The sequence below is a fragment of the Roseobacter insulae genome (assembly GCF_019375555.1).
Classification (GTDB): domain Bacteria; phylum Pseudomonadota; class Alphaproteobacteria; order Rhodobacterales; family Rhodobacteraceae; genus Roseobacter; species Roseobacter insulae.
Genome location: NZ_JAHXDN010000001.1, coordinates 544,713 through 568,748, shown reverse-complemented (window position 1 = coordinate 568,748; position 24,036 = coordinate 544,713). Strand labels below are relative to the sequence as shown.

The 24,036-nt window shown below is 59.6% G+C and carries 24 protein-coding genes; 8 read left to right on the top strand and 16 right to left on the bottom strand.

What is annotated here, in order from left to right; all coding sequences use genetic code 11:
* Nucleotides 1–67: 67 nt before the first annotated feature.
* On the top strand, nucleotides 68–904 hold the full coding sequence (locus tag KX928_RS02775; protein WP_219498605.1) for a capsular polysaccharide export protein, LipB/KpsS family: 837 nt from the start codon (nucleotides 68–70) through the stop codon (nucleotides 902–904).
* 44 nt (nucleotides 905–948) lie between these two features.
* Here the strand turns inward: KX928_RS02775 and trxA are convergent, their stop codons facing one another.
* The 8 genes from trxA to regB all read right to left on the bottom strand — a co-directional run bounded on the left by trxA (nucleotide 949) and on the right by regB (nucleotide 12,875).
* Complete coding sequence (trxA, locus tag KX928_RS02770; RefSeq protein ID WP_219498601.1) at nucleotides 949–1,269, bottom strand: thioredoxin; 321 nt, start codon at nucleotides 1,267–1,269, stop codon at nucleotides 949–951.
* A gap of 36 nt (nucleotides 1,270–1,305) precedes the next feature.
* Nucleotides 1,306–4,692: a double-strand break repair helicase AddA gene (gene addA / locus KX928_RS02765; protein WP_219498598.1), complete on the bottom strand. Its 3,387-nt coding sequence runs from the start codon at nucleotides 4,690–4,692 to the stop codon at nucleotides 1,306–1,308.
* Nucleotides 4,689–7,646, bottom strand: coding sequence for a double-strand break repair protein AddB (gene addB / locus KX928_RS02760; protein WP_219498595.1), 2,958 nt, complete (start codon nucleotides 7,644–7,646; stop codon nucleotides 4,689–4,691). Before addB ends, addA begins: the two co-directional genes overlap by 4 nt.
* Nucleotides 7,639–8,331: a nucleotidyltransferase family protein gene (locus KX928_RS02755; RefSeq protein ID WP_219498591.1), complete on the bottom strand. Its 693-nt coding sequence runs from the start codon at nucleotides 8,329–8,331 to the stop codon at nucleotides 7,639–7,641. Before KX928_RS02755 ends, addB begins: the two co-directional genes overlap by 8 nt.
* Nucleotides 8,307–9,329, bottom strand: coding sequence for an aminoglycoside phosphotransferase family protein (locus tag KX928_RS02750; protein WP_219500070.1), 1,023 nt, complete (start codon nucleotides 9,327–9,329; stop codon nucleotides 8,307–8,309). Before KX928_RS02750 ends, KX928_RS02755 begins: the two co-directional genes overlap by 25 nt.
* Nucleotides 9,326–9,799: a tRNA (adenosine(37)-N6)-threonylcarbamoyltransferase complex ATPase subunit type 1 TsaE gene (gene tsaE, locus KX928_RS02745; RefSeq protein ID WP_219498589.1), complete on the bottom strand. Its 474-nt coding sequence runs from the start codon at nucleotides 9,797–9,799 to the stop codon at nucleotides 9,326–9,328. Before tsaE ends, KX928_RS02750 begins: the two co-directional genes overlap by 4 nt.
* Before the next feature lie 47 nt (nucleotides 9,800–9,846).
* Nucleotides 9,847–11,397: a PAS-domain containing protein gene (locus tag KX928_RS02740; protein ID WP_219498587.1), complete on the bottom strand. Its 1,551-nt coding sequence runs from the start codon at nucleotides 11,395–11,397 to the stop codon at nucleotides 9,847–9,849.
* Between the two features lie 89 nt (nucleotides 11,398–11,486).
* The gene (gene regB / locus KX928_RS02735) at nucleotides 11,487–12,875 is read right to left on the bottom strand and encodes a sensor histidine kinase RegB (RefSeq protein WP_219498585.1); all 1,389 of its coding nucleotides are present in this window, start codon (nucleotides 12,873–12,875) and stop codon (nucleotides 11,487–11,489) included.
* A gap of 96 nt (nucleotides 12,876–12,971) precedes the next feature.
* Here regB and KX928_RS02730 point away from each other — a divergent pair, with 96 nt between their 5' ends.
* Nucleotides 12,972–13,589 carry an SCO family protein gene (locus KX928_RS02730; protein ID WP_219498583.1) on the top strand — a complete coding sequence of 206 codons (618 nt, stop codon included), beginning with the start codon at nucleotides 12,972–12,974 and terminating at the stop codon, nucleotides 13,587–13,589.
* Nucleotides 13,590–13,682: 93 nt separating this feature from the next.
* Nucleotides 13,683–14,237 (top strand): ActR/PrrA/RegA family redox response regulator transcription factor, encoded by a 555-nt coding sequence (locus tag KX928_RS02725; protein ID WP_219498581.1) that lies wholly within the window; start codon nucleotides 13,683–13,685, stop codon nucleotides 14,235–14,237.
* 58 nt (nucleotides 14,238–14,295) lie between these two features.
* Here KX928_RS02725 and KX928_RS02720 read toward each other — a convergent pair whose 3' ends face one another.
* Complete coding sequence (locus KX928_RS02720; RefSeq protein WP_219498579.1) at nucleotides 14,296–14,781, bottom strand: GNAT family N-acetyltransferase; 486 nt, start codon at nucleotides 14,779–14,781, stop codon at nucleotides 14,296–14,298.
* Nucleotides 14,778–15,374, bottom strand: coding sequence for an HD domain-containing protein (locus KX928_RS02715; protein ID WP_219498577.1), 597 nt, complete (start codon nucleotides 15,372–15,374; stop codon nucleotides 14,778–14,780). Before KX928_RS02715 ends, KX928_RS02720 begins: the two co-directional genes overlap by 4 nt.
* A gap of 207 nt (nucleotides 15,375–15,581) precedes the next feature.
* Between KX928_RS02715 and KX928_RS02710 the strand changes: the two genes are divergently transcribed.
* Both KX928_RS02710 and ahcY read left to right on the top strand, forming a co-directional pair.
* Complete coding sequence (locus KX928_RS02710; protein ID WP_219498575.1) at nucleotides 15,582–15,896, top strand: hypothetical protein; 315 nt, start codon at nucleotides 15,582–15,584, stop codon at nucleotides 15,894–15,896.
* Nucleotides 15,897–16,032: 136 nt separating this feature from the next.
* A complete protein-coding gene (gene ahcY / locus KX928_RS02705) occupies nucleotides 16,033–17,421 on the top strand; it encodes an adenosylhomocysteinase (protein ID WP_219498571.1) in 1,389 nt (462 codons plus the stop codon).
* Between the two features lie 59 nt (nucleotides 17,422–17,480).
* Here the strand turns inward: ahcY and lysM are convergent, their stop codons facing one another.
* Nucleotides 17,481–17,906: a peptidoglycan-binding protein LysM gene (gene lysM, locus KX928_RS02700; RefSeq protein ID WP_219498567.1), complete on the bottom strand. Its 426-nt coding sequence runs from the start codon at nucleotides 17,904–17,906 to the stop codon at nucleotides 17,481–17,483.
* Between the two features lie 180 nt (nucleotides 17,907–18,086).
* Between lysM and KX928_RS02695 the strand changes: the two genes are divergently transcribed.
* Entirely contained in the window at nucleotides 18,087–18,428 is a 342-nt protein-coding gene (locus KX928_RS02695; protein WP_219498564.1) for a DUF2853 family protein, read from the top strand.
* A gap of 236 nt (nucleotides 18,429–18,664) precedes the next feature.
* Here KX928_RS02695 and KX928_RS02690 read toward each other — a convergent pair whose 3' ends face one another.
* Genes KX928_RS02690 through tsaD form a run of 5 tightly spaced genes read right to left on the bottom strand, consistent with a single transcriptional unit; the run spans nucleotide 18,665 to nucleotide 21,861 of the window.
* On the bottom strand, nucleotides 18,665–19,060 hold the full coding sequence (locus KX928_RS02690) for a DUF1761 domain-containing protein (protein WP_219498562.1): 396 nt from the start codon (nucleotides 19,058–19,060) through the stop codon (nucleotides 18,665–18,667).
* Between the two features lie 51 nt (nucleotides 19,061–19,111).
* Nucleotides 19,112–19,531, bottom strand: a complete 420-nt coding sequence (locus tag KX928_RS02685; RefSeq protein ID WP_219498559.1) for an EVE domain-containing protein — start codon at nucleotides 19,529–19,531, stop codon at nucleotides 19,112–19,114.
* Complete coding sequence (locus KX928_RS02680; protein ID WP_219498556.1) at nucleotides 19,531–19,803, bottom strand: YciI family protein; 273 nt, start codon at nucleotides 19,801–19,803, stop codon at nucleotides 19,531–19,533. Before KX928_RS02680 ends, KX928_RS02685 begins: the two co-directional genes overlap by 1 nt.
* A gap of 1 nt (nucleotide 19,804) precedes the next feature.
* The gene (locus KX928_RS02675) at nucleotides 19,805–20,767 is read right to left on the bottom strand and encodes an NAD(P)H-dependent glycerol-3-phosphate dehydrogenase (protein WP_219498554.1); all 963 of its coding nucleotides are present in this window, start codon (nucleotides 20,765–20,767) and stop codon (nucleotides 19,805–19,807) included.
* Nucleotides 20,764–21,861, bottom strand: a complete 1,098-nt coding sequence (gene tsaD / locus KX928_RS02670) for a tRNA (adenosine(37)-N6)-threonylcarbamoyltransferase complex transferase subunit TsaD (protein WP_257883489.1) — start codon at nucleotides 21,859–21,861, stop codon at nucleotides 20,764–20,766. Before tsaD ends, KX928_RS02675 begins: the two co-directional genes overlap by 4 nt.
* A 76-nt stretch (nucleotides 21,862–21,937) precedes the next feature.
* On the opposite strand from tsaD, the gene KX928_RS02665 reads away from it, so the two are divergent.
* Nucleotides 21,938–22,648, top strand: coding sequence for a uroporphyrinogen-III synthase (locus tag KX928_RS02665; RefSeq protein WP_219498548.1), 711 nt, complete (start codon nucleotides 21,938–21,940; stop codon nucleotides 22,646–22,648).
* A gap of 68 nt (nucleotides 22,649–22,716) precedes the next feature.
* Entirely contained in the window at nucleotides 22,717–24,027 is a 1,311-nt protein-coding gene (locus KX928_RS24220) for a COG4223 family protein (protein WP_219498545.1), read from the top strand.
* Nucleotides 24,028–24,036: the final 9 nt, after the last annotated feature.

Below are 24,036 nucleotides of genomic sequence, written 5' to 3'. Positions count from 1 at the left end.
AAATGTCCTGCGGTTCTATTTAGAACCTAAACTGCGCAACGCGGTTTTGGCAGGTCGTCATCATTTCGTGACACGAGTGGCGTCTGTCGCGCGGCGCTCAGGGTTTGAGGTGGCATACCTGCGCCACGAAGATGCATCGTCCGCCTCGCATCGCAGGGGAGAGTTCTCCCTGACTGATCTGCCCGCGCCGGTCGGGCGCAATGGCCTGATCATCAGAGCGTGCCACCACGCACCCTTCTGGCAAATTGACCAGGCGGCGGAAGCGTGCGACTGGGATGTCTCGAAGGCCGATTTCGACCCGCAGTCCGTTCCCAGAAACGATGCGATGCGATTCTATCACTACTGGCGCGAAAGACTGTTTGGCGACGCGCCGTTGCGGACCTCGCAGGATGGTTTTGTCTTTGTTCCGTTGCAGCGCCAATTGACGGCGCGCGCTGCGTCTGCGCGCTCAACCCAGTTGGAAATGATCGCGAGCTGTCTCAGGGCAGAGCCTGAACGCACCATCGTGGCCTCGCTGCATCCGAAGGAAACCTATTCCGATGCGGAGCTGACCGCCCTGAACCACCTGGACACTGAAAACGACCGGCTGACCGTGCGCATCGGCGCGATGAAGGAGCTGCTACGCACCTGCGATTACGTGGTGACGCAAAATGCGACGGTAGGGTTCAACGGGCTGTTCTTCGGCAAGCCGAGCATCCTGTTCGCAAAGACCGATTTTCATCATGCGGCGCTGACCGCATCGGCGGACGAGCTGGCCGCATTCAGAAAGGTCATGAAACACAGACCGGAATGGGCGCGATACGTGTGGTGGTTCTGGCACAACCATGCGATCAATGCAGGCCGAAAAGATGTGGACAACAGGATTGCCGATCGTTTGCGCAGGTTTGACTGGCCCATAAAATAAGGGCGCCCCGCTTGGAACGCCCTCGAAAGCCGCAAGCTGTCCGGTCAGATCGATTCTTCGATCCAGCTTTGCAAAGCTGCTTTGGGCTTGGCGCCCGCCATGTTGGACACGACCTGGCCATCCTTGAAAATGAAGAGCGCGGGAATGCCACGCACTCCCATCTGGGCTGGCGAATTCGGATTGTCGTCCACATTAACTTTGACGATTTTCACCTTGCCATCCATTTCTGCAGACAGTTCTTCGAGCGACGGGCCAATCTGTTTACACGGGCCACACCACTCCGCCCAGAAATCCACCACAACGGGGATATCGGAGTTCTTCACTTCAGCGTCGAATGTTTCATCGGTTACAGCAAGTGTGGCCATGATACTCTCCTGACAGGCTATGCTTGGACGGCGAACCTATGTAGCGCTGCCCCCGACGTCAAGATGTAGCGTGCTTTGTAACGACCGCGTCACGATTTCGTGCGGCAAATACATAAGCGCGCCGGTCTTTGTCCACAGGATTGCGGTGCTGATGTCATGGGCCGGATAGATCTGATGCAAGGCATGCGCATAGGCCCCCATCTGCCGCAAAAGCCCCTCCGGGCAGAGCTCTGGGCTGGCTGGAACGGTCTGGTTTGTCTTGAAATCCACGGCCAGAACCCGCGTATCGGACAGGATAAGCCTGTCGATCACCCCGTACATCTTTTGCTGGCCAAGACGGGCGCACAGAGGGACCTCCGCAAGCGAGACATGATCGAACAGGAACCGCAGCTCCTCTGATTTCAGGATGTTGCAAGCTTCCCTGAACGCTTCGTGATGATCCGGGTTCGCGACATCAGAGGCAACAAGCCCTGCGAATGCATCCGGCCAGTCTGCCTGGGGAACGGCGCTCAGATGCTCCAGGTACCGATGCACCAGGGTGCCGTATATTTTTGCCTCTTCTTCGGTGCGCCCGGTATCGCCCGGCAGGGCCTTGGCCCCCCCCAGATCGGAGGGCGACAGGATTTCGCGGGTGGGTGGCGTGTCCGGCGCGGGACGGTGGAACAGCGGGTCCAGTTTCACAGGGGCCGCCGACGGCTCTTCGGTCGCGATGTCGGGCAGTGCGTCCCAATCTGCAAAAGCGTGTCGCTTGATTTCCAGACCCTGAAAAGACACCGTCGTCGCGGCCGTGGTCTCAAGCGCGGTGTCGACAATCTGATACCAGCTGTCGTTCTGCTTCGACAGCTCGCCGCAGGCCGCGATGATCAGCCATTTCTCGGCACGGGTCAGCGCCACGTAAAGCAGTCGCAAACGCTCTTCCGTTTGTGCCTTTTTCATCGCGTCGACGCTTTGAGACATGGGCATCGGCATATCCGATGCTGTCGTCTTCCACACCGGCGTGTCGCCGATTTTCACGATGTCGTCCTTGATCTGGACGTCGCGTTTGCCGGTGTCGGGCAAGATCACGATGGGCGCTTCGAGACCCTTGGCGCCATGGACAGTCATTACCCTGATCTGGTCGGACGCGCTGTCGATCTGGCGCTTGATCTCCAGATCATCGGTTTCCATCCAGACGAGGAACCCGGTCAGGCTGGGGATCGCAGTGCGCTCGTAGGCCAGCGCCTGGGACAGCAGCGCATTGATGCCATCTTCGGCTTCATTGCCAAGCTGCGCGAGCAGCCTTTTCCGCCCGCCATGCCGGGTGAGGACACGCTCGACAAGGTCGTAGGGGCGCAGGAAATCGACATGTGCGCGCATATCATTCAGAATGGCGAGTGTTTCGGGAAAATCCTCCGCCCTGTTCCGCAGGGCCTGCCACAAATGCTCTTCGCTGCGGCGGTGCGCGAGGTCAAAAAGATCCTGCTCCGACCAGCCAAACAACGGCGATTTCAACGCTGTTGCCAATGACAGGCTGTCCTCAGCCACGGTCAGGAAGGACAGGAGCGCCGCAAGGTCGCGCACTGCCAATTCGCCACCCACCTTGAGGCGATCGGCCCCGGCAATCGGCAGGTCGTGGGCTTTGCAGGCGCGGATGATTTCGGAAAACAGATCAGACCGGCGCTGCACGAGGATCAGGAAGTCACCGGGCCGGACCGGGCGTTTGCCAAGCGTGTCGCCTGTGTCCCCATCCACCGGAACGGTCTGCCGCGTATCGATCATCCGCCTGATTTGATCGGCAATCTGCCGGGCGAGAATTACCGTGTGATGTCTCGTCCCGCGGCGGTCCAGCGGATCATACCATTCCCGATCATCATCATCGGCCTGCTTTTCAACCACAGGCCATAGATCAACACGCCCCGGCAACGCCGCCTTGAAGGCGATGTGCTCCGAGGATTTGGAAAACCCCGCGGCCTCCTTGCCATCAAAGGCCTGATCGACGACACCGAGAACGGCGCTTGAAGACCGGAAGGAATAGGCCAGCGTGAGGCTCTGAAAAACGTGCCCCGCAGCCTCCAGCTTGGCTTTAAAGTCTTCCTCCATACGGTCGAATTCACGCGGGTCGGCCCCCTGAAAGGAATAGATCGACTGTTTCTTGTCCCCCACCACGAAAAGCGTGCGCTTCACATCCTTGCGCGCGCCTTCCCCGCTTGAAAACTCCGCCGCGAGTCTGCGGATCACATCCCACTGCGCCGGGCTGGTGTCCTGCGCCTCATCCACAAGGATGTGGTCAATGCCGCCGTCGATGCGGAAAAGCACCCATGCCGCGACAGCGCTGTCCGTCAGCAGTGCTCGCGCCTTGAAAATCAGGTCGTCGAAATCAAGCCAACCGCGCAACAGTTTCTGCTCCTCGTAAAGAGGCAGAAACCGGGCCGCAAAAGCATGCAGCGCCAGCGTCTTGCGCGCGGCATTCAGGGCAAGGCGTTCGGGCCGCGCATCCTCGACCCTTTGCATGAAATCGTTCAGATCAGGCAGATGTTCACTCAGAATGTCCTGTGTCGGCTTCGTCGGGAAACTACCGATTTTCGCGGTGTGGGGCGACTTGGCAGTGGCACCGGTCAGGAATACGGCTTCCAGATCCGGCAGCGCGGTGTAGCCCGGATCGGAAATTCGCGACAGTTTCGCACCCGCCCGCGCATCCGTACCGCCCTTGTCCATCAAGGCCGGCACAATGGCGTCGATCAGCTTGCTTTCACCCCCCAGAAACACGGTATTCTGAATACGCTCTTCCGTCAGATCCCCTGGCTGGTCAAAGAGGGCAAGGATTGCCTCCCACGCCAAGGGCTTTGCCAGCGCCTCACGGTTTCGCACGATGGCACGGGTCAGTTGGCCAAAGTCCTCCCCGGTGTAGTGGCGCGCAAGGCCATGGATCAAATCAGCGCCCGGCCCATCGGCCATCTGGTCGATGATTTCGGCGCGCAACAGGTCCGCGGCCCGGTCTTCGATTTCGGTAAATTGCGGGCTGACCTGCGCTTCCAGCGGGAACCGTCGCAGCAAGGAGGCGCAGAATGAGTGGATGGTCTGAATTTTCAGACCACCGGGCGTTTCGATGGCGCGGGCAAACAGCGTTCGGGCGTCGCGCAAACGGTCTGCATTGATCTGCCCTGACACCCCGAGTTCGCGCAAGGCATGCTCCAGATCAGTGTCTGCCAGCATTGCCCATGCGCCCAGGCGTCTGAACAGGCGGTTCTGCATTTCCGACGCAGCGGCCTTGGTGTAGGTCAGGCACAGGATGTGTTGCGGTTGCACGCCTTCCAGCAGCAAACGCGCCACCCGGTCGGTCAGCACCCGCGTTTTGCCCGACCCGGCATTCGCGGCAAGCCAGGTCGACGCATCCGGACGTGACGCGCGAATTTGCGCTTTGGTGGCATCATCGCGGGGCGTCATGTCAGATCCTCCGGCGTTGGGTCCATGGTTGCATCCCATTCGCCAAAGCGCGCCAGCTGATCATAGTCTCCCGCAAATTTGTCCTGCTGCATCATGCGCCGGGATGTGAACCCCTGCTCCTGAGATAAATAAGCCCCGATCAGCTTGCGCAGGTGGTCGAGGACCTTCTGTGGCGGTTCCTCGTCCAAAGGGGCCGGAACCTCGCTTGGCGAGGCGCCCAATCCGATGAACACCGCCATTGCAACATGGCAGATGCCCAGCGTTTCGAACGCCCCCTGCTCAACCATCGCGGCTTCGATCAGCAGTTGCTTGTCAAACGTCGCCTGCTCCCTTGCGCTGGGCGGTTTCCCGGTTTTGTAGTCGTAGATCAACACGTCCCCCGCCTCCGTTCTGTCAAGGCGGTCGGCACGGGCCGTCAGGGTAAAGCCTAGGTCGGGCCACGCCAGTTTGCCCTTGGCTTGCCCTTCAAATGCAACCGGGTGGGAAAAGTGCCGCCGCTCCTTTTCGCGGGCAACAAACCAATCGGCGATCTTCTCGATCCGCGCCAGCCACATTGCGCGTGCCGCAGGCCAGGGTACGCCCTGCTCCAGCATGTCACGCGCGACAAACGCCAGATGTTCCGCTGTCAACAGGTGTGGGTCCGCCACCGTTTCCTTGACAAAGCGCTCCATGATCTCATGCGCCAAGGTCCCCCGCATCAGCGCGTCCGGGCTCTGGACAAGGGGGCCGAGCTTGGCCAATCGCAGCACGTGTCTGGCGTAAATGGCATAGGGATCGCGGATCAGGCGCTTGATTTCGGTGACGGAGAGCGCAGGAGGCCGGGCGGCAACCGGCGGCCGTGGGGAGGGTCGATGAGCCGGTTGAATACGGTCTGTCGCTTCAAAGGCAGAAGCCAGGCGAAGCCACGTCTCGCCCCGCGCCCTCATACCGTCCAGTGCGACGCGACCGCCCTGCTCCTGTAATCCGGCCAGTAGGTTGCACAGCCTGTTAATCCATCTCGACGCGACGGTCTCTGCATCGTCAGAACGAATGGCGCGGGTCAGCCACACTTCTTTGGCGCCGATCGCCTGTTGGTAATCATGCGCCGAAAGCCCAATGCGCCGTTCCGGCAGCAGTAATGCTGCCTGATGGCGCAGCGCACGGTTCAGCCACGGATCAGGTGCCGGCACCTCCGGCCAGGTGCCGTCGTTCAGCCCGGCCAGGATCACCAGATCAGCACCCTGTACGCGCGCTTCGAGCGTTCCCCAGATCATGATGTTGGGGTGCGGTGCATCGCGGTCCCGGACCTCTTCGCCAGACAACAGCGCGCCGACCAGATCGCTGTAATCGGCAGCTGACATATCCGTGCCGAACCCGGCCTGATCCGCGAGGTTCTGCATCACCGCCCTCGCCTTTTGCCCCGCCTTCTTCTGCCAGAGTTCGCCCGGATCTTCCGCGTTCAACCCCCCCGCAATCGCTTCTGCCACGGCGATGTGATCCGCAACCCAATCGGACAGAGGTCTGAGGTCCGTCATCATGTGACCGGTGTAGACCTGGCCGACGTGATCGGCCCAATCGTCTATTGCGCGTTGGTCATCGGCAGAAGCAACGGCCCGCTGCATCAACTGCGCGATACCTTTGCTGTCGGGATACGGCAGCCCGTGTTTTCGGATCTTCAACTCCAGCCGCTGTGTGTTGAGCACGTGGTGCCCGCGGTTGGTGCCGGAGTGCGTCAACGGGTGTTTGAGCAGTGTCAGTAACGATTCCGCATCCAACCGCCGGACAAAAAGGCTACTGACGTGGCGCAGAAATCGCCCGGGCGGAGACAGGTGTAACGGGGTGCCGGCGGAATCGTCCGGCAGGATGTTCCACTGATCCAGCGCGGCGGTAACCTGCCGCGTCAGCATTCTGTCGGGTGTGATCAGGGCCGCCGTCTCCCCTGTCTCCGCCGCCTGTCGCAGACGCATCGCGATCGCCAGCGCCTCGTCCCTTGGGCCCGGCGCTTCGAGCAGGGTAATGTCCTGCGTGGCAGTCGCGATATTGGATAGCGTCTTTCCCTCCGTCAGCCACGCGTCAGTCACCGGTGCCGGGCGCAGCGACAGCGAGACAAGCGCATTTCGGTCGCGCGAGGGGACATCCACCTGATGCCAGCGGGTGACCGTGCTGCGGCCAACGCCCAGAGTGTTCATCAGCTTTTGAAACCGGTATTGCGGATGGTCTTCGGCCAGCATCGCATTGTCCAGATGAGACCAGACAGCCGCAGGCATTTCAAAGTCGAAACCAGGCAGGACCAGCGCACCTTGGGGAAGCTTTGCAACCGCCTGCATCAGTAACATGGTCGTCCCGCGCGACCCGGTGGACCCCGCGATAATCACCGGATCAGCCGGTGGGGAAACGCGCCATTTCTCGGCCAGCGCAGAAATCAGCAGGCGCTGGCGCGCTTCTGCATCGGGCAATGTGCCCGAACCATCCATGTATTCCTGCGCAATCTGAATGAACTGCAGCGCGCGTTGCCAGTGACCGGACTGATCGGTGACATCGAGATCTGCAATTGTCCTGGCCGTCACACCTTCGCCCTGCATTTCATCCATCAGGGCGGCGAGGCTATCGGTCAGGTCAAACAATGAACTGCGCGGCGCGAGATCTCTTTCCCGCGACAGCAGGCGCGACACAAGAGCAATGAGCTCCAGACGTCGGCGCAGCGGCGAGACGGCCTGTGGCACCACGACCGCTGGATCAAGGGCGTCAAGATCGGTAATCAGCCGGATTTTCGGCAGCAGTCTGGCCGGGCCATCCTCGAACAGCCCACGCAACCGTCTCTGCATACGACGCGTGTTCACGATAAGCTGGACGCGCGCCATCGCCTCTGGCGGCCTGTCCGCCATGCGTGCGATCACCCCGTCGACGAGGGCGCGTGGGAAGTCGGCTCCGGGGTCAACTCCAAACAGTCTGGGTTCCGAACCGCTGTCAAACATCCGCGTTTTCCAGCATCGCTTCGGCGATGGCGATGCCGCCGGGGTGCCCGACATCACACCACTGACCGGGATAGATCAGCCCGAAGACACGCTTGTCGTCCAGCATCATGTCCCAAAGGACGTTCAGTGAAAACCTGTGCGGGGCAATGTCACGTAACCGACCGGTCTTGATAATCTGTGCACCACCGTAAACGACACCGGTGCCGCGTGCGAGCCGCCCCTGCCCGTCTATCTCAAAATCACCGTTACCTTCATAGGCACAGGTCCGCGCAACAGGCACACATGCAAGCAAGGCATCCATCCGGTCAGGTTGCCACGCATTTTGTAACAAGGCCAAGGGGTTTGCGCCCTTCCAGATCGCATCGGGGTTGAGCGTGTAAACCGGCCCCCCGCCCAAGGTCGGCAGCGCATTGCGCAGACCGCCGCCGGTGTCGAGAATATCGGGGCTTTCCAGCACCGTCTGAACCCCAAGGGGCGCCAGATGCTGTTCCAGCATTTCCGGTTTGTAGTGCAGGTTTGCGACAACTTTCCGGGGGGCGACCGCTTTGGTCAACGCCAAAGCGTGATCAATCAGCGGCGTGCCAGCGACGCGGATCAGGGGCTTGGGCCGGTCATCGGTCAGCGGCTTCATCCGTGTACCGAAGCCCGCCGCAAAGAGCATTACCGATCGGGGTATGTCGCGCATTTCGATCTCAACGTGGTCAGAACTTCGGGGGTGGGCACCGGCAACGCATCCGTGATGATCTGCGCCACGCTGCCCAGCGCGGGGTGCTTCAGGTTTGTCATTACATGCGCCCAGACGCGGGGGATCAGGTCGATGTAGTGAACCTTGCCGTTCCGCATGCAGAGCCGTGAAAAACCACCCATGATGCGCAGGTTTCGCTGCGCGCCCAATAGTGCATATGCGGCTTTAAAAGCAGCCGGGTCTTGCGGGTTTTGTGCCAGATACCGGTCGATCATCGCCGCTTCCGTTAATGCAGCCACATCCCGTCGCGCATCTTGAAGTACGGACATGAGATCGTAGGCAGGATGCCCCAGCATGGCGTCCTGAAAATCAAGCAGCCCAACTCTTGCGGGTCCTGCCCGATCCGGCAGCCAGAGCAGGTTTTCCGCATGAAAGTCGCGCTGGACAAGAACCTGCGGCACGTCGGCCAGGGGCGTCAGCAGCGCTTCGAATTCAGCTGTGAACCGGGATCGCGCCTTTGTATCCGTCTGGCCGGTGGCACCGAATTGAAACCAGTCGAAAGCCAAGGCAGCCAAAGGTGTCATGAACTTCGCGTCGTAGGGCACCAATGATGGCGGTTGGCTGTGGTGCACGTGGGTCAACACATCCACCGCCGCCGCATAAAGCATCTCTTCCCGTTGCGGATTGTCCTTCATGATCCGGGCAAAAAGGTCGTCGCCCAGATCTTCCAGTAGCAGGAACCCCGCGGCGTCGTCCTGTGCCAAGACGCGCGGCGCGCTGAGGCCAAGGCCGGAAAGATGCGCGGCGATCCTGACGAACGGCAAAATCTTCTCGCCCTTGTCCGGTGGTGCATCCATCAATACGGCGCGGTCGCCATTGGCTTTGGTCAGACGATCGTAGCGACGGTTGGAGGCATCCCCCGCCAAGGTGGTCACTTCGGCATCCGACCACCCTGCCCGCGCAAGAAACGTCCGTGCTGCATCGGATCTGGCTGTCATGACATCCATCGGCGCACTTTCTCTTCCCACCGGCTGTCCTGCCAGGTGGCCTTGAGGATACGCTCATTTTCGGCATTCCCGTGCGACAACCACAACTCCAATGCCGATGGCGGGCGCAACGGCCCCAGCCTGTCAGGCCATTCGACAAGGCATATCGCCTCTTCAAAAGCATCCGTCAGACCCAACTCCTCGATTTCCCCGAGAGTCCCAAGCCGATAGAGATCCGCGTGCCAGATCGGTCCAATCGTCGTTTCATACGTCTGAACAAGGGTGAATGTAGGGGATGGTATGTCTTCGGGCTCGGCGAGAGCCGACTGGATCAGATGTCGCGCGAAGTGCGTTTTCCCGGCCCCTACCGGACCGCTCAACAGGACGATGTCCCCCACCTCAAGCAATGCGGCCAGCCGCGTCGCGGCAGAAGCCGTCTCATCGCTCGATTTCAGTACCAGAACATGGGGGTTTTCTACCATGGCACATGCTTACTCTGTGCAGGCAGGTCTGCAAGAGTTAAGCGCGTTTAAGACGCTCTTGGCGATGGTTTGGAAATGGCCGACTTGCGTCGGGCAGCTTCAGACTTTGTAAAGCGGATCACGGTTGCGCCGGAAGCAATCCGTGAAATGGTGCAGTTCACGGCGGGCCCGGTGGTCAATGCCGCCGGCATTTCCCACGAGGCGCGTTCTCCATAATCAAGCACGAAATCGGTCAGGGCTGCCCAGCGGGCGCCTGGTTTGCACAGGCGTTTCCATTCCCGCACGGAATCCGCGATTGTCACATCCGCAAAGGAGTTGTCGGGGTCCAGCCCCCACAGCTCCCGGTACGCAGCATTGCAAAACGTCAGGACGCCGGTCGAGGAAAACACGACAAGCGCCTCTTCGAACGTATCCATAAGGGACTGCCCAAGCTCCAGTTCTGCCCGAAAGTTCCTTGTTAGAGACACTTCCGCACTGATATCCTCAATCAGAAAGGCAATCGCCCCATCGGGATGAGGGCGTCCGCGCACCCGGTAGGTCTGTCCGGTCTCCAAGGTCCAGGTTTCCTGGTAGCGACCATCGGTGGCCGCGGCGATAACTTCGGAGATTTCCTGTCGCCAGGAATGGTAATTCTTGGGCTCCGGCATGCGTCGGTTCTCGCGCATGCGATCAAAGAAGGACAGCAAGGTGGGCCGGCCGCTCAGGAAATCTGCGGGCAGATCGGTCAGATCAATCAGCGCAGGGTTAAAGAGCGCCAGTTGTCCGTTGCGGTCAAAGATCGCCAGGCCAATGGATAGCTGCGCAAAGGTCTTGGCGAGTGTCTGGACAAAATTGCGCTGGGCCACTTCGGATTTGACCACCGCATTGACGTCGACGGCGTGAAAAATCGTAATATCGCCGACCGTTACCGCATTGACGTCATACCAGTCCTTTTTGCCATCCGGTCCGGATTGGGTTGAAACACGTTGACGCCCGGTCTGTTCGTTCAAGGCATCGTTTACCTCGAAAACCGGTTTGACGGGCACGGGAGCCGTGTTGTGGAGCCGGTTGTACAGGTCTTCGTAGGCCGCGTTGTGCCAGGTCACCTTGCCTTGCGTATCGACCTGCCAGACGGCATGCGGGGTGGTATCGCTGGCCCGGCGCAGATCGGCAAGCTCCTGATGCAGGACCCGCAGTTTTTGGGCCTGCGCCGCAGTCACCATACGGTCATCATCCATATGTATCTGGGTGTACTGGCCGCGTGGGGTCAGGCTCAGCGTCGCGGTGTCTTCTGCATGGCGGGCCTGTACGGTCATCGTTCCGGGCTGCTCCAGCGGCGGGCGTTCGGGCAATGACGGGAAGCGGTTCAGCATCCGTTCCCGCCACGACTGCCAGTCATCCTGACCGGGGATCAGGCGATAGAGCTGTTGCGCGGTGTCTGACGCATGATGCAGATCGTTGTTGTCAAAGAGAAAGAAAATCCCGTCTGTCACCGGCTCGGTCGAGGGGCGCACGGCGGGTGTATCGGGTTGACGTTGCGTGCGCGAAATCCAAGCAAGACCAGCGATTGTGCTGAGACCGGCGGTGGTGGCGATGGCTGCAATGTCCCAAAAAGGCATGAGCCGGAACCTTATCTCCTATTTCTACCGGATCACTATCCGGCTTGCGTGGTTAATGACTGGTTAACGTCGGGTCCGGAAGATTGGGTTTAAGCCACGTTCGGTTGGTTTTCACCCAGGCCAGCAGCTGTTTCGGCCCGGGGCGCATCAATTTTTTGGCGGTTCCAGGTAACCTCGACGATTGCGCCCATATTCGTCTGCGGCACATTCGATGGGTCCAGCGGGTCGCGACCGTTGGCAAAACGCAGTTCGGCCCCCGAACGCTCCAACAGTGTTTTCGCGATGAAAAGGCCAAGCCCCATGCCCTCGTACTCAGGGCGCAACCGCCGGTCGCCATCGGTGCGTCGGCGGCGCATGAACGGGTCGCCGATCCGGCCCAGCAAATGTGGAGGAAAGCCCAGACCGTCATCCATGATGCGCAGCGAAATACTGTCATCCGACCAGCCCGCTTCGATCCAGACATCCGAATCGGCAAAATCCACCGCATTCTGGATGAGGTTTCGCAGGCCATGGATCACTTCCGGTTTCCGCAGGATCCTGGGCTGTAACATGGGATCGCCCAGATGATGGAAATGCACGGTTTTGCCGCGCCCCATATGTGGTTCCGCCGCTTCTTCCACCACCGCCATCAAGGGCGCATGATGCATGTGCAGGTCGTCCTTTCCCGCACGACCCATATCGCGGAGAATATCCCGGCACCTGTCTGCCTGTTCGCGGATCAACGCAGCATCTTCCTGCAGGTCCGGCTGGTCGGTCAGCTCCTCGTAAAGTTCGCCGCTCGCCAGTTTAATGGTGGCAAGCGGCGTTCCCAGCTCATGGGCGGCTGCCGCGACGACGCCACCAAGATCGGTCAGCTTTTGCTCGCGCGCCAAAGCCATCTGCGTAGCCGCCAAAGCATCCGACATCGAATGAATCTCGGACGTAACCCGCACGGAATAGGCACTAATAAAGATAATCGCGATGATCAGGGCGATCCAGTTGCCAAATACAAAGAGCTGCGGGATTTCCAGAATCATTCCTGCCTCGGTCCGCAAAGGCAGATGAAACTGGGACAGGATGGAGACCATTAGTATGGCGGTACTGCCCAGCAGCACCGTCGATCTTAGCGTCAGGACAGCGGCCGATATGGTCACAGGCCCCAGCATCAGCAGCGCGAAGGGATTGTGCAGGCCACCTGTCAGGAACAGCAGGAAACTCAACTGCAGCAGGTCGAACATGACCATCAGCATGTTTTCGACCTCACTCAGGCGCTTGTTTTCGGGAAAGACGAAAATCGCCACGAGATTCGCGATAACCGATGCCCCGATCACGAAGTAACAGAGGCCCAGTTCCAATTGCAGCCCGTACCAGTGTTGCGCCACGGTGATGGCCGTCAATTGGCCGCCAATGGCAAACCAGCGCAGCAGAATCATGGTTCTCAGCCTGATCCAGTTTGCGCGGGTATCACCGCTCAGGGGTCGGACGCTGGTCTCGGGCATCGGTCTCACCGCTTCTTGAGTTGCATAGATGTCGCAGGACGGTACGACTGCTTCTTGATAAAGACACCCTAACGCACTTTAGGAGAAGCAACACCCATGCGCTATATCGCCCCCATTGCTGCCGTCGCCGTTGTTGGCCTTCTCGCAGGCGTCTGGTATGCGACCCAGTCGTCGAAAAGTGATGATGTCTTCGCGCAATGTCGCACCAGCCAGATCGCGGGCGGCGCTGCAACGATCGGCGGACCATTCGAGCTTGTGAACGCGCAAGGCCAGACCGTCACGGACCGCGATGTCATCAAGGAGCCGGCGCTGATCTATTTCGGATACACCTTCTGCCCGGATGTCTGCCCCATCGACACCGCGCGCAACGCTGATGCGGTGGATATTCTGGCCGGGAAAAATATCTCCGTCACGCCGGTCTTCATTTCCATTGACCCCAAACGGGATACGCCGGACGTGGTTGGTGATTTTGCTGAAAACCTGCATGAACGGATGATCGGCCTGACCGGATCACCCGAGCAGGTCAAAGCCGCCAGCGAAGCGTATCGGACATATTACAAAGCACATGACGGCGACGATGATTACTACCTGGTCGACCACTCGACCTTTAGCTATCTCGTGTTGCCAGAACTTGGTTTTGTCGAGTTTTTCCGGCGCGAGGCGACGGCACAGGATGTCGCGGATACGGTTTCCTGTTTTGTCGAAAACAGCTGAGTGCAGCGGGCACTCCCCGGTCGTATTTGACGAAATGCCGTGCGTGGCACATATAGTCTGACACAATGAGATGTGCTTACGGAAAGGCGACCGATGCAGGATGCAGCTGAAATGACCCTGGGCGAAGACAAAAGTCTGTTGCTGGTCGATGATGACGAGCCGTTTTTGCGCCGCCTGGCCAAGGCCATGGAAAAGCGCGGTTTTCTGGTCGAAACAGCTGAATCGGTGGCTGCAGGAAGCGCCATTGCCACAGCGCGGCCACCTGCCTACGCAGTTGTCGACCTGAGACTGGAAGACGGTAACGGCCTTGATGTTGTCGAAATACTTCGCGAAAGACGGCCTGATGCGCGTGTCGTGGTCCTGACCGGTTACGGGGCGATCGCGACAGCCGTGGCGGCGGTTAAAATCGGCGCGACGGACTATTTGTCCAAGCCCGCGGATGCAGCTGATATCGTGAACGCCCTGCTCGCAAATGGGGATGATCTGCCGCCACCCCCCGAAAACCCGATGAGCGCGGACCGGGTACGCTGGGAACACATTCAACGTGTGTTTGAGCTATGCGACCGGAATGTCAGTGAAACAGCGCGTCGCCTGAACATGCACCGCCGGACGTTACAACGCATCCTGGCCAAGCGCTCGCCACGCTGATTTGCGGCAGCGCCGGGCGGTCTGCACGGTCAGACCGACAGCGCCCCCCCCCGCAGTATCAGATATCGTACCGTTTGCTGATTTTGTCGACGATCTGGCCCGACTCCAGTTCGACACCTTCGTCGATGTGCCAGTCCCTGAACCCTCTGCTCTGGTAATAGGTCAGCCCGCCTTCGTTGTCGGCGCGAATAGTGGCGTTGATCCACACATATCCAAGCGCGTTTGCAGCCCGGGCCGTCGCGGCGAACAAGGCTGATCCGATCCCGAGCCCGGTCTGCCCCACTTGCACGAACGTCGCGATATCGACAGCCTCCGGCGGCAGATCGGGATGTGGTGAAAGCCATTGAAACCCAACAACAGACTCATCTTCGGCCAAGGCGACGTGCCACGCGGATCTGGCCGCGTCGCTGGCCATCCACTCTGTCAGATCCTGGGAGGTCACGGCTCGGGTCAGCGCGGTTGTACCGCCCTTTTCAATGATCTGATTGAGAAGGCGCGCCATTGACGCGGCGTCCAGCGCCATGGCGCGGCGTACACGTGTCATTGCATCTCCGCCAGCAATTCGAGGTGACGTTGCGTGAAAGCGGCGCGCGCGTCCACCGGCGCACGCAGCACGATGCGCAGGTCGTTCATGATGACAGTGTCGGGCTTGCCGAAGAACTTGCTCGCCTCTGTTTCCGAAAACCCCGCGATTTGGGTCGCTTCCATCCAGGCACTGATTTTGTCGGCCTTCTTGATCTGCTTCTTGATTTGTACCGGGAGCGTTGCGGGCAGGCCAAAGCGGATGTGCACCGCAGCAGCCAGCCTGTCATCCAAGGCGCCATAACCCGGTCCCACGGCAGCCTTGACCGGCGAAATCATGTCGCCGATCACGTATTCAGGCGCATCATGCAGAAGCGCGGCCAACCGCCACTTTGGCGGCGCTTTGGGGGCAATCCGGCCAAAAAGCGTCTCTACCAAAAGGGAATGCTCTGCAACAGAATAGGCGTGGTCGCCTCTGGTCTGGCCGTTCCAGCGCGCAACGAAAGCAAGACCATGCGCGATGTCTTCAATCTCCACATCCACCGGCGTGGGGTCCAGAAGGTCCAGCCTGCGCCCTGAAAGCATGCGCTGCCATGCGCGTTTAGGTGTTGCCATGATGTTACGGTCCGTTTTCGCGTCACGATTTCGCCATAATTCAGGAGCACTATAAAACGCATCTGATCACAAGCTGCCACAGGTTATTGACGGGCTGTGTTTTGTAAACAGGCTCTGTGATCACGATGTGTACCATGGGGGAAGGCGCGTCCTTTTCCATATGGTCGCCTTCTCCAATGTCAGAAGCGAAAACGAAAGGATCTTGCTGTGTTCAAGTATCTCATCTTCGCCTGCCTGACCCTTGGACTGGCAGGTATCCCACCGCCGGCTGCGGCTGCAAACTGCGGTCCGCGAGACGCGGTCATCGAAAGTCTAAAGTCAAAATACGCGGAGCATTTCACCGCAGGCGGGCTGCAAAAAACGCGCGCTGCGCAATCGATAATGGAAATCTGGTCGTCCCCTGATACCGGAACTTTCACGGTGCTGCTGACCAGCCCGAACGGTATCAGCTGCGTTGTTGCGGCAGGCACGGATTTCTTTGAAGGTCCGGAAGTTTCACCCGTGGATGGAACGGCTAGCTAGACCTTCGGACAGGTCGGAACGGGCCTTGCGGCGTTAACCTTTCGCGCGCATTCGGGCCGATGCGAGCTAACGCATTGTCTCAGGACAGTCACGGTGCTATCTGCGCTTGAAATCGCACGGATAGGATATGCACCCGATGGCCAACGACTATATCGTAAAAGACATCTCTCTCGCAGACTATGGGCGCAAGGAGCTCAATATCGCCGAGACCGAAATGCCGGGCTTGATGGCGCTGCGGGAAGAATACGGCGACAGCAAACCGCTGAATGGCGCGCGAATCGTTGGATCGCTGCACATGACGATCCAGACGGCTGTTCTGATCGAAACGCTGGTGGCACTGGGTGCCGATGTGCGTTGGGCGTCGTGCAACATCTTTTCAACACAGGATCATGCGGCCGCGGCCATCGCCGCTGGCGGAACACCGGTCTTTGCCATCAAGGGTCAGTCGCTGGAAGAGCATTGGGATTACCTCGACAAGTCATTCATGTTCGAGGACGGGCCCAACATGATCCTCGACGATGGCGGCGATGCGACGCTCTACGTCCTGATGGGGGCACGCGCAGAGGCGGGCGAAGATATCATTCCTGTCCCGACTTCCGAAGAAGAAGCCGTGATCAAGGAGCAGATCAAAAAACGCATGGAAGCCTCACCGGGCTGGTTCACAAGGATGCGGGACCAGATCAAAGGCGTTTCCGAGGAAACGACAACCGGCGTGCACAGGCTTTATGATCTGGTGAAACAGGGACAACTGCCTTTCCCTGCGATTAACGTGAATGATTCCGTCACCAAGTCGAAGTTCGACAACAAATACGGCTGCAAGGAATCGCTTGTGGATGGCATCCGTCGCGCCACGGACACGATGATGGCCGGTAAAGTGGCTGTTGTTATGGGCTATGGCGATGTGGGTAAAGGGTCAGCCGCATCCCTGCGGGGTGCCGGTGCCCGTGTGAAAGTGACCGAAGTGGACCCGATCTGCGCGTTGCAGGCCGCCATGGACGGTTTCGAGGTTGTGCTGCTCGAAGATGTCGTCGACAGCGCGGACATCTTCATCACAACCACAGGCAACAAGGACGTGATCCGCATCGAGCACATGCGCGAGATGAAGGACATGGCGATTGTCGGAAATATCGGCCACTTCGATAATGAGATTCAGGTGGCAGCGCTCAAGAACCACAAGTGGACAAACATCAAGGAACAGGTGGACATGATCGAGATGCCGAACGGCAATCGTCTGATCCTGCTGTCCGAAGGGCGTCTGCTGAACCTGGGCAACGCAACCGGGCACCCATCCTTCGTGATGTCCGCCTCCTTCACCAACCAAGTGCTGGCGCAGATCGAACTGTGGACGAAGGGCGATGAGTATAAGAACGACGTCTACATCCTGCCAAAACATCTGGACGAGAAAGTTGCCCGCCTTCACCTTGGTCGCATCGGTGTTAAGCTGACGCAGCTCGATAAGGATCAGGCGGCCTATATCGGTGTGGCACCGGAAGGGCCCTTCAAACCCGAACACTACCGTTACTGATGATCTGCTGAATAAGAAGGAAAAAGCCCGAGACAGTCTCTGTTTCGGGCTTTTTCTGTTTATGCCTGCGGGATGCGCAGGACCTGACCGGGGTAGATCTTGTCGGGGTCACTTAGCATCGGCGTGTTGGCCTCGAAAATCTCTTTGTACCGGTTGCCGTCACCAAGCGTCTTGGAGGAGATTGCCCAGAGCGTGTCACCTTTTTCGACCGTGTGGAACACCGGATCAGCTTCTGTGTCAGCTTCTACCGCCGCGACCCCCTCGACGTTGCCGACGGCCAGAATGATCTTTTCCCGTTCCTCGACAGACAAGGCGCCTCCGGACACGGTGACCTTGTCCCCGTCGACCTTGATGTCGGCCCCTTTTGCATCAAGCCCGATGTTCTCAAGTTCTTGCGTCAACGCTGCTTCTGTCGGGGCCTCGCCCGCTTCGGCACCACCGACAAGAGATGACCCCGCTGATTTGATAAAATTCCAAAGTCCCATCCTACGCTCCTGATAAGTAGATGATCCACGGATGCTATGTCTTCGGCAGGTATCATCCTAGGGGAAACTCGGCGCATTATTTCCCTTTGTTATCGTGTGATTTCTTGACTAGTCTTTCCGCAATGTCCGGCGAGGGGACAGACGACAGGGATTTCCTCGGTAATAAATTGGGAGTGTAAAGTGGGAAAAAGAGACGATTTGATCGCGCAATATGCGGATGATCTGAAAAACAAATGTGGCATGACGCCCGATATGGACTTGCTGACGAAGGTGACCATTGGTTGCGGTCCGGCAATCTACGATGCGGATGCGTCGACCGTTGCAGGCAGTCAGGCCGGGGAAATCGAGACGGTCAAAAACAACTTTTTGATGAAGAAACTGGGCTTGTCCGACGGACCGGAATTGGATGCGGCGATCAGCAAAGTGATCCAGACGTACGGCCAATCCGAGCGCAACAAGTACCGCGCCGTGATTTATTACATGCTGACCAAGCATTTCGGCAAAGAAGCTGTCTACGGCTGAGCCGTGTTGAAATTCAGTGGGGAAGCGCCTCTTTGTTAAAGAGGCGTTTCTTTTTTGTACTGCTTTTAAACTATTGAAGAATTGCGATTTTTCGCGCGTTGCGCTATTGCTGTTTCATCCGGCCAGTATGGCCAGGACCAGATTCAAACACGTGTGGTGGGTTAGAGTGCACGTGGGGTGAAGAAGGGTTCTGGCGCTGTGCCAGAACCCTTCTTTATTGACGGCACGCGTGATTGCTAAAACAGCGTCAAAACGATGCCGATGACCATACATCCAAAGGTCGCATATCCCCCGTCGATCAGGATCAGGCTGCGCGGTCGTGCGCCAAAGCTGTAGAATGTTGCAATCCATGGGCTGACCAGAAACAGGCCGATGCCAAGGCCGGACACAAGGCCCTTGTCAACCGTGTCGATGCCGCTGAGAACAAACATATGCCGCATCATTCCGGCCACGAGGATCGCACCCAAAAGGCTTGTGATGTAAGGCACAGGGTCTGATCGATTGGCCGGTGCACCGCTTTCATCCAGCGGCACACCCGATGCGGCCATCCAACGATTTGCAAGCAAAGTGTACCAGACTGCGCCAAATATAAATCCTGCGACACCGGCAATGGCGACACTGATGTATTCCATGGAAATCTCCCTCGTTCATGCGGGCAGAGTGCCACCAGAGGCCTGATCCGGCTAGCCCGAAATGCCCGCCATCTCGCACACAATGGCCCATTCCTCCTCTGTCACCGGCTGCACCGACAGGCGAGAGTTCCGGACGAGAACCATCTCTGACAAGGCCTCGACCTGCTTGATGTCATCCAGCGTAACCGGCGTTTTGACAGACTTTATCGCTTTGATATCAACGCATTCCCAGCGTTCATCATCTGTTGTGCTGTCAGGGTGCGCTTTGGCAATGACCTCTACAATCCCGACCACGGCACGCTCTTTCTGAGAATGGTAGAAGAAACCGCGATCACCAAGCGCCATCTGCCGCATGAAGTTGCGCGCCTGATAGTTTCGCACGCCATCCCATTCTTCCCCCATGTCGCCCTTCGCGACCTGATCGTCCCAGCTCCATGTCGATGGTTCGGATTTGAAAAGCCAATACGCCATCAGCCGATCACCCTGTTCCACGGGATCAATTGTACACTGTCGAACAATCCCGCCTTGCCGTAAGGGTCGTCTGCAACCCAGGCCTCTGCCGCAGCCATGTCCGGTACATCCAGAATGATCAGCGATCCGGCCATTTCGCCAGCATCATTCAGCAAGGGGCCGGCCTGCTGAACAGCGGTGCCTGTCTTCAGATAGGCGACATGTGCCGGGCGGTTTTCTTGCCGCAGGGGCAGGGCGCCGGGTTTGTCGTGGGCGATCAACGCAACAAGCATGTCATTCTTCCTTCAAAGCGCGGGACAGAAGGCTGGTCATAGCCTCCGTCACATCCAACCGTTTTTCCAAAAGACCTGCAACTGCCGAAGTGATGGGCAGATCCAGCGCCAGTTCCTGTGCCAGCGCGTTTGCCGCTTGGGCTGTCGCGGCACCTTCTACAGTGACCGAGGCGTCGAAACCTTCGCCGCGCCCGATGGACAGCCCCAGCCGGTAGTTGCGCGACTGCGCAGAGGTGCAGGTCAGAACCAGATCTCCGAAGCCCGACAACCCGGCGAGCGTGTCAGGCAAGGCACCGCGATGCAGGGCAAGTCTCTGCATCTCTGCGAAACCACGTGTCAGCAGTGCGGCCCGTGCGCTTTCACCCAAACCGGCCCCCATGACGGTGCCGCAGGCAATGGCGATGACGTTTTTCAGCGCACCGCCCAGAGAAGCGCCAATCACATCCTGACTGCGGTAAAGCCGCAGGGCAGGGGTCGACAGCAAAGCCTGCAACCTGCGGCCCAATGCGTCATCCGCACAGGCAAGCGTCAGGCCCGTTGGCAGGCCAGCCGCGATGTCGGAGGCAAAGCTGGGGCCGGTCAGCAGGGCATGAGAGGTCTCCGGCGATACCTGCACCATGATGTCAATCGGTCCAAGGCCCGTTTCCAGTTCCATGCCCTTGCAACAGGCGACAAGCACTTTGTTCTTGAAGGCGGCGCGATGCTCTTTAAGGAACTGCCGAAGCTGCTGCATCGGAACCGTCAAAAGCAACACATCGGCGGATGACGCCAGCGCCATATCGGCTGTGACAGTCACCGCGCCCGGCAGCGGACGCCCGGGCAGGCGGCGGGCGTTTTCCCCCGCCTTTTGCATTTCGGCGGCCTGATGCGGATCGCGCGACCACAGCAGGGTAGGTGCTTTCTGGCCCAGGGTGATGGCCAAAGCCGTGCCGAACGCCCCGGATCCGAGCACGGCGACGGTCATGCCTTGGCGCCTTTTTTGCCGCTGCCCAGCATTGCCGGGCTGGTTTTGTCCAACGGCCAGCGCGGGCGGGCGGTGAGGGTAAGATCGTCTGCGCGCCGATGTGGCATTTGTTCTATCGCCGCAAAGGCGATCATGGCCGCGTTATCGGTGCACAGGGACAGGGGTGGGGCAACAAAGCTGGCATCGAATTCCGCCGAAACATTCTCTAACGCGGATCGGATCGCGGTATTTGCGGCAACACCACCCGCGACGCAGAGGGTCGCGCGCGCAGGCGCTGCTTGCAGGTAAACCGAAAGCGCGCGCCGGGTTTTCTCGGCCAGAACGTCAACCACGGCCGCCTGAAACTCTGCACAGAGATCGGCGCGCAATTGGCTTGGCAACCCGCCGTGTTCGGCAACGATCCTGTCCCTCGTTCGCAAGACAGCCGTTTTCAGGCCGGAGAAGGACATATCACACCCGGCGCGGTCGAGCAGGGGTCGCGGCAATGTAAACGTGCCGTCACGCCCCGCCTGTGCAGCGCTCTCCACCGACGGACCACCGGGCTGTGGCAGACCGACAAGCCGGGCGACCTTGTCGAAGGCTTCGCCGGGCGCGTCATCGATGGTGCCCCCAAGGCGCTCAAACGCGTCCGGCCCGTGCGCGATGAGAAACTGACAATGCCCCCCCGACACCAGCAGCATCAGGTAAGGGTAGGGGATGTCGTCGGTCAATCGGGGCGTCAGGGCATGTCCGGCCAGATGGTTGACCCCGTAAAGCGGGATGCCGAGGGCCGCAGACAGCCCCTTGGCGCACATGACCCCAGACACAACACCCCCGATCAGACCGGGACCGGAGGTGACGGCGATACCATCGATCAGCGATAACGGCGTTTTCGCTTGCGTTAGAGCCTCTTCGACGCAATGGTCGAGTATCTCGGCATGGGCCCGCGCAGCGATCTCGGGGACCACACCACCGAAATCCGCGTGCAAACTGGTCTGGGTTCGCACAATTGACGACAGTATCTCGGTCTGCCCGGTTGGATCGCGGCGCACCACGGCGGCAGCCGTGTCGTCACAGCTGCTTTCCAATCCCAGAACGATCACCGATTTTGACAAGGGGAGACCCCAGTTGCATGCTTTCAAGCAGGCAGGTAACACCGTAATGGGTCGCAAACAATGCCAAGGGTTATTCATGGGCGCTACCACCATCCCATTGCTGATGACCCGGCCCGCGGGATCAAATGAGCAGTTTATCGATGGCGCCCCGCCCGAACTCATCAGTCGTTTCCGTGCTGTGTTGAGCCCGTTGATCGAGATCGTCGGGTCCCGCGTTGATCTTGAGATACCCGTGAATGACGGGGTTATTTTCACTTCCGCAAACGGTGTCAGCTTCGGCCCGTCGGGCGCAGGTCGACCGGCCTATTGCATCGGGCAGGCCACGACACGTGCAGCATCGCAGGCAGGCTGGGACAGCCAATGCGCTGGAGCAAATGCGGACGCCCTGATCCGTTTTTTGATCGACCGGAAACCCGACCGGAAACTCTGGCATCTGTCCGGCGTTTATAGCCGCGGGGCCGTGCGGGAAAAGCTTTGCGCCGCAGGGCTGACCGTTGAACGACGGGTAGTCTACGATCAGCAACACGTGCCCATGACACAAGAGGCGCGCGCCCTGCTTACAGGCCCTGATCCGGTTGTTGTGCCCCTGTTCTCGCCCCGGACGGCAGCGCATTTCGTGCGCGCATGTCCTCGTGACGCGCGCCCGTATGTTGTGGCGCTCAGTTCTGCGGTCGCAGAGCCTGTATCGACACTCGATGTCTCCTCGGTCGATGTGGCAGAACAGCCGACCGCCGAGGCAATGTGGCACGCTATTGAAAAGGTGGGCGTGCGCATCACGTTGGGTTGAGAGGATGTGTATGCCCGAGTAAGGTTCTTGGGCGGACCTTCGGGGGTAGATTCGAAAAGGTATAGGGTGTGGCGAAGTCGAAAAACCAAAAAGATCTGAGTGCTGACGATTCCGCCAAAGACGCGGCACGGAACGAAACCGACGAGAAGCTGAAGGAAGCCGCCAGCGAGATCCCGGCCGAAGAACCGCACACCACGCCCGACGAAAAAGCCGATGAACCGCCCGGCGACCCGGTCACGGAAGACAGCCGTACCGAGACCGAAGAGGTGCCGCACGAGCTCCTGGAAGCGGAGCCGGAGGCGGATATCATGAGCGACGATGCCGAAGCTCGCGCTGCGGCCGAGGCGCTGCAAGAAGAACCGTTGCACCATGACGACGCGTCAACAAACACCGACGCTGAACAACAACCTGCGTCCCCTCCGCCGGCTCAACATCAGGGCAGCATCTGGCCTGCGGTTTTTGGTGGCGTAATTGCGGCGCTATTGGGCTTTATTGCCGGGCGGGGCGATATGCTCGAAGCTTATCTGCCAGCCTCCATGCAGCGCCAGACTGTCGATCTCGCGCCTGTCGAAGCGCAAACTGCCGCGTTGGCAGAGACAGACGAGGCATTGGCAGCGCGGTTGGAGGCGGTGGAAGAGGCCGCGGCGGCCATCCCGACCACCCAGAGCGTCGCACCGGATGAGGCTTTGATGGCATCGGTGGATGCGCTCCAGTCTTCTGTGGTCCAGTTGACGACGCGGCTGGAAACCCTGGAGGCACAACCTGCGCCAGCCCCCAGCGAACCGGTCGCAGACAACAGTGAAGAAATCGCGGCTCTGCAGTCTGTATTGGCGGAATTGCAGGCCCGTCTGAGCGATGACGACGCACGCGAGAGAACCGAGGCCGAACGCGCGCTTGCCCAGGCGGCGCTGACACGCGTGGTGACGGCGGTTGACGCTGGCGAGGCATTTGAACCGGCGCTCGGGGCGTTGGAAGAGGTCGCCCCCGTCGAGGTGCCCGATGCGTTGCGGGCCGCCGCAGCGGAGGGTGTGCCGACGATGGCCGCGTTGCGCGATGGCTTCCCTGACGCTGCGCGCGCGGGTCTGTCGGCAGCGCGCGCCGACGTACCCGAGACAGATGTGCAGGGTATCGGGGGTTTCTTGCGACGGCAGTTGAATGCCCGGTCGGTGTCGCCGCGCGAAGGCTCGGACCCCGACGCGGTACTGTCCCGAGCCGAAGCGGCGCTCAAGTCGGGCGACCTTGATGCGGCCTTGGGTGAAATGGACGCACTGCCGGAGGCTGCGAAGTCAGCCATGCAGGATTGGCTGGAGGGTGCCAGAGCGCGTCAGGCCGCGCGCGCGGCAACGAAGTCTCTCTCCGACAGTCTGACAGTTAACTAAGGAATACGT

What these genes read in the sequence shown, in the direction of transcription:
- ahcY (WP_219498571.1), top strand. Translation starts at nt 16,033, where the DNA reads ATGGCCAACGACTATATCGTAAAAGACATCTCTCTCGCAGACTATGGG.
- addB (WP_219498595.1), bottom strand. Translation starts at nt 7,646, where the DNA reads ATGTTTGACAGCGGTTCGGAACCCAGACTGTTTGGAGTTGACCCCGGA.
- KX928_RS02680 (WP_219498556.1), bottom strand. Translation starts at nt 19,803, where the DNA reads ATGCTTGTTGCGTTGATCGCCCACGACAAACCCGGCGCCCTGCCCCTG.
- KX928_RS02715 (WP_219498577.1), bottom strand. Translation starts at nt 15,374, where the DNA reads ATGGCAACACCTAAACGCGCATGGCAGCGCATGCTTTCAGGGCGCAGG.
- KX928_RS02740 (WP_219498587.1), bottom strand. Translation starts at nt 11,397, where the DNA reads ATGCCTTTTTGGGACATTGCAGCCATCGCCACCACCGCCGGTCTCAGC.
- KX928_RS02750 (WP_219500070.1), bottom strand. Translation starts at nt 9,329, where the DNA reads ATGACAGCCAGATCCGATGCAGCACGGACGTTTCTTGCGCGGGCAGGG.
- KX928_RS02755 (WP_219498591.1), bottom strand. Translation starts at nt 8,331, where the DNA reads ATGCGCGACATACCCCGATCGGTAATGCTCTTTGCGGCGGGCTTCGGT.
- tsaE (WP_219498589.1), bottom strand. Translation starts at nt 9,799, where the DNA reads ATGGTAGAAAACCCCCATGTTCTGGTACTGAAATCGAGCGATGAGACG.
- regB (WP_219498585.1), bottom strand. Translation starts at nt 12,875, where the DNA reads ATGCCCGAGACCAGCGTCCGACCCCTGAGCGGTGATACCCGCGCAAAC.
- KX928_RS02690 (WP_219498562.1), bottom strand. Translation starts at nt 19,060, where the DNA reads ATGGAATACATCAGTGTCGCCATTGCCGGTGTCGCAGGATTTATATTT.
- trxA (WP_219498601.1), bottom strand. Translation starts at nt 1,269, where the DNA reads ATGGCCACACTTGCTGTAACCGATGAAACATTCGACGCTGAAGTGAAG.
- KX928_RS02685 (WP_219498559.1), bottom strand. Translation starts at nt 19,531, where the DNA reads ATGGCGTATTGGCTTTTCAAATCCGAACCATCGACATGGAGCTGGGAC.
- KX928_RS02675 (WP_219498554.1), bottom strand. Translation starts at nt 20,767, where the DNA reads ATGACCGTCGCCGTGCTCGGATCCGGGGCGTTCGGCACGGCTTTGGCC.
- addA (WP_219498598.1), bottom strand. Translation starts at nt 4,692, where the DNA reads ATGACGCCCCGCGATGATGCCACCAAAGCGCAAATTCGCGCGTCACGT.
- KX928_RS02725 (WP_219498581.1), top strand. Translation starts at nt 13,683, where the DNA reads ATGCAGGATGCAGCTGAAATGACCCTGGGCGAAGACAAAAGTCTGTTG.
- lysM (WP_219498567.1), bottom strand. Translation starts at nt 17,906, where the DNA reads ATGGGACTTTGGAATTTTATCAAATCAGCGGGGTCATCTCTTGTCGGT.
- KX928_RS02720 (WP_219498579.1), bottom strand. Translation starts at nt 14,781, where the DNA reads ATGACACGTGTACGCCGCGCCATGGCGCTGGACGCCGCGTCAATGGCG.
- KX928_RS02730 (WP_219498583.1), top strand. Translation starts at nt 12,972, where the DNA reads ATGCGCTATATCGCCCCCATTGCTGCCGTCGCCGTTGTTGGCCTTCTC.
- KX928_RS02665 (WP_219498548.1), top strand. Translation starts at nt 21,938, where the DNA reads ATGGGCGCTACCACCATCCCATTGCTGATGACCCGGCCCGCGGGATCA.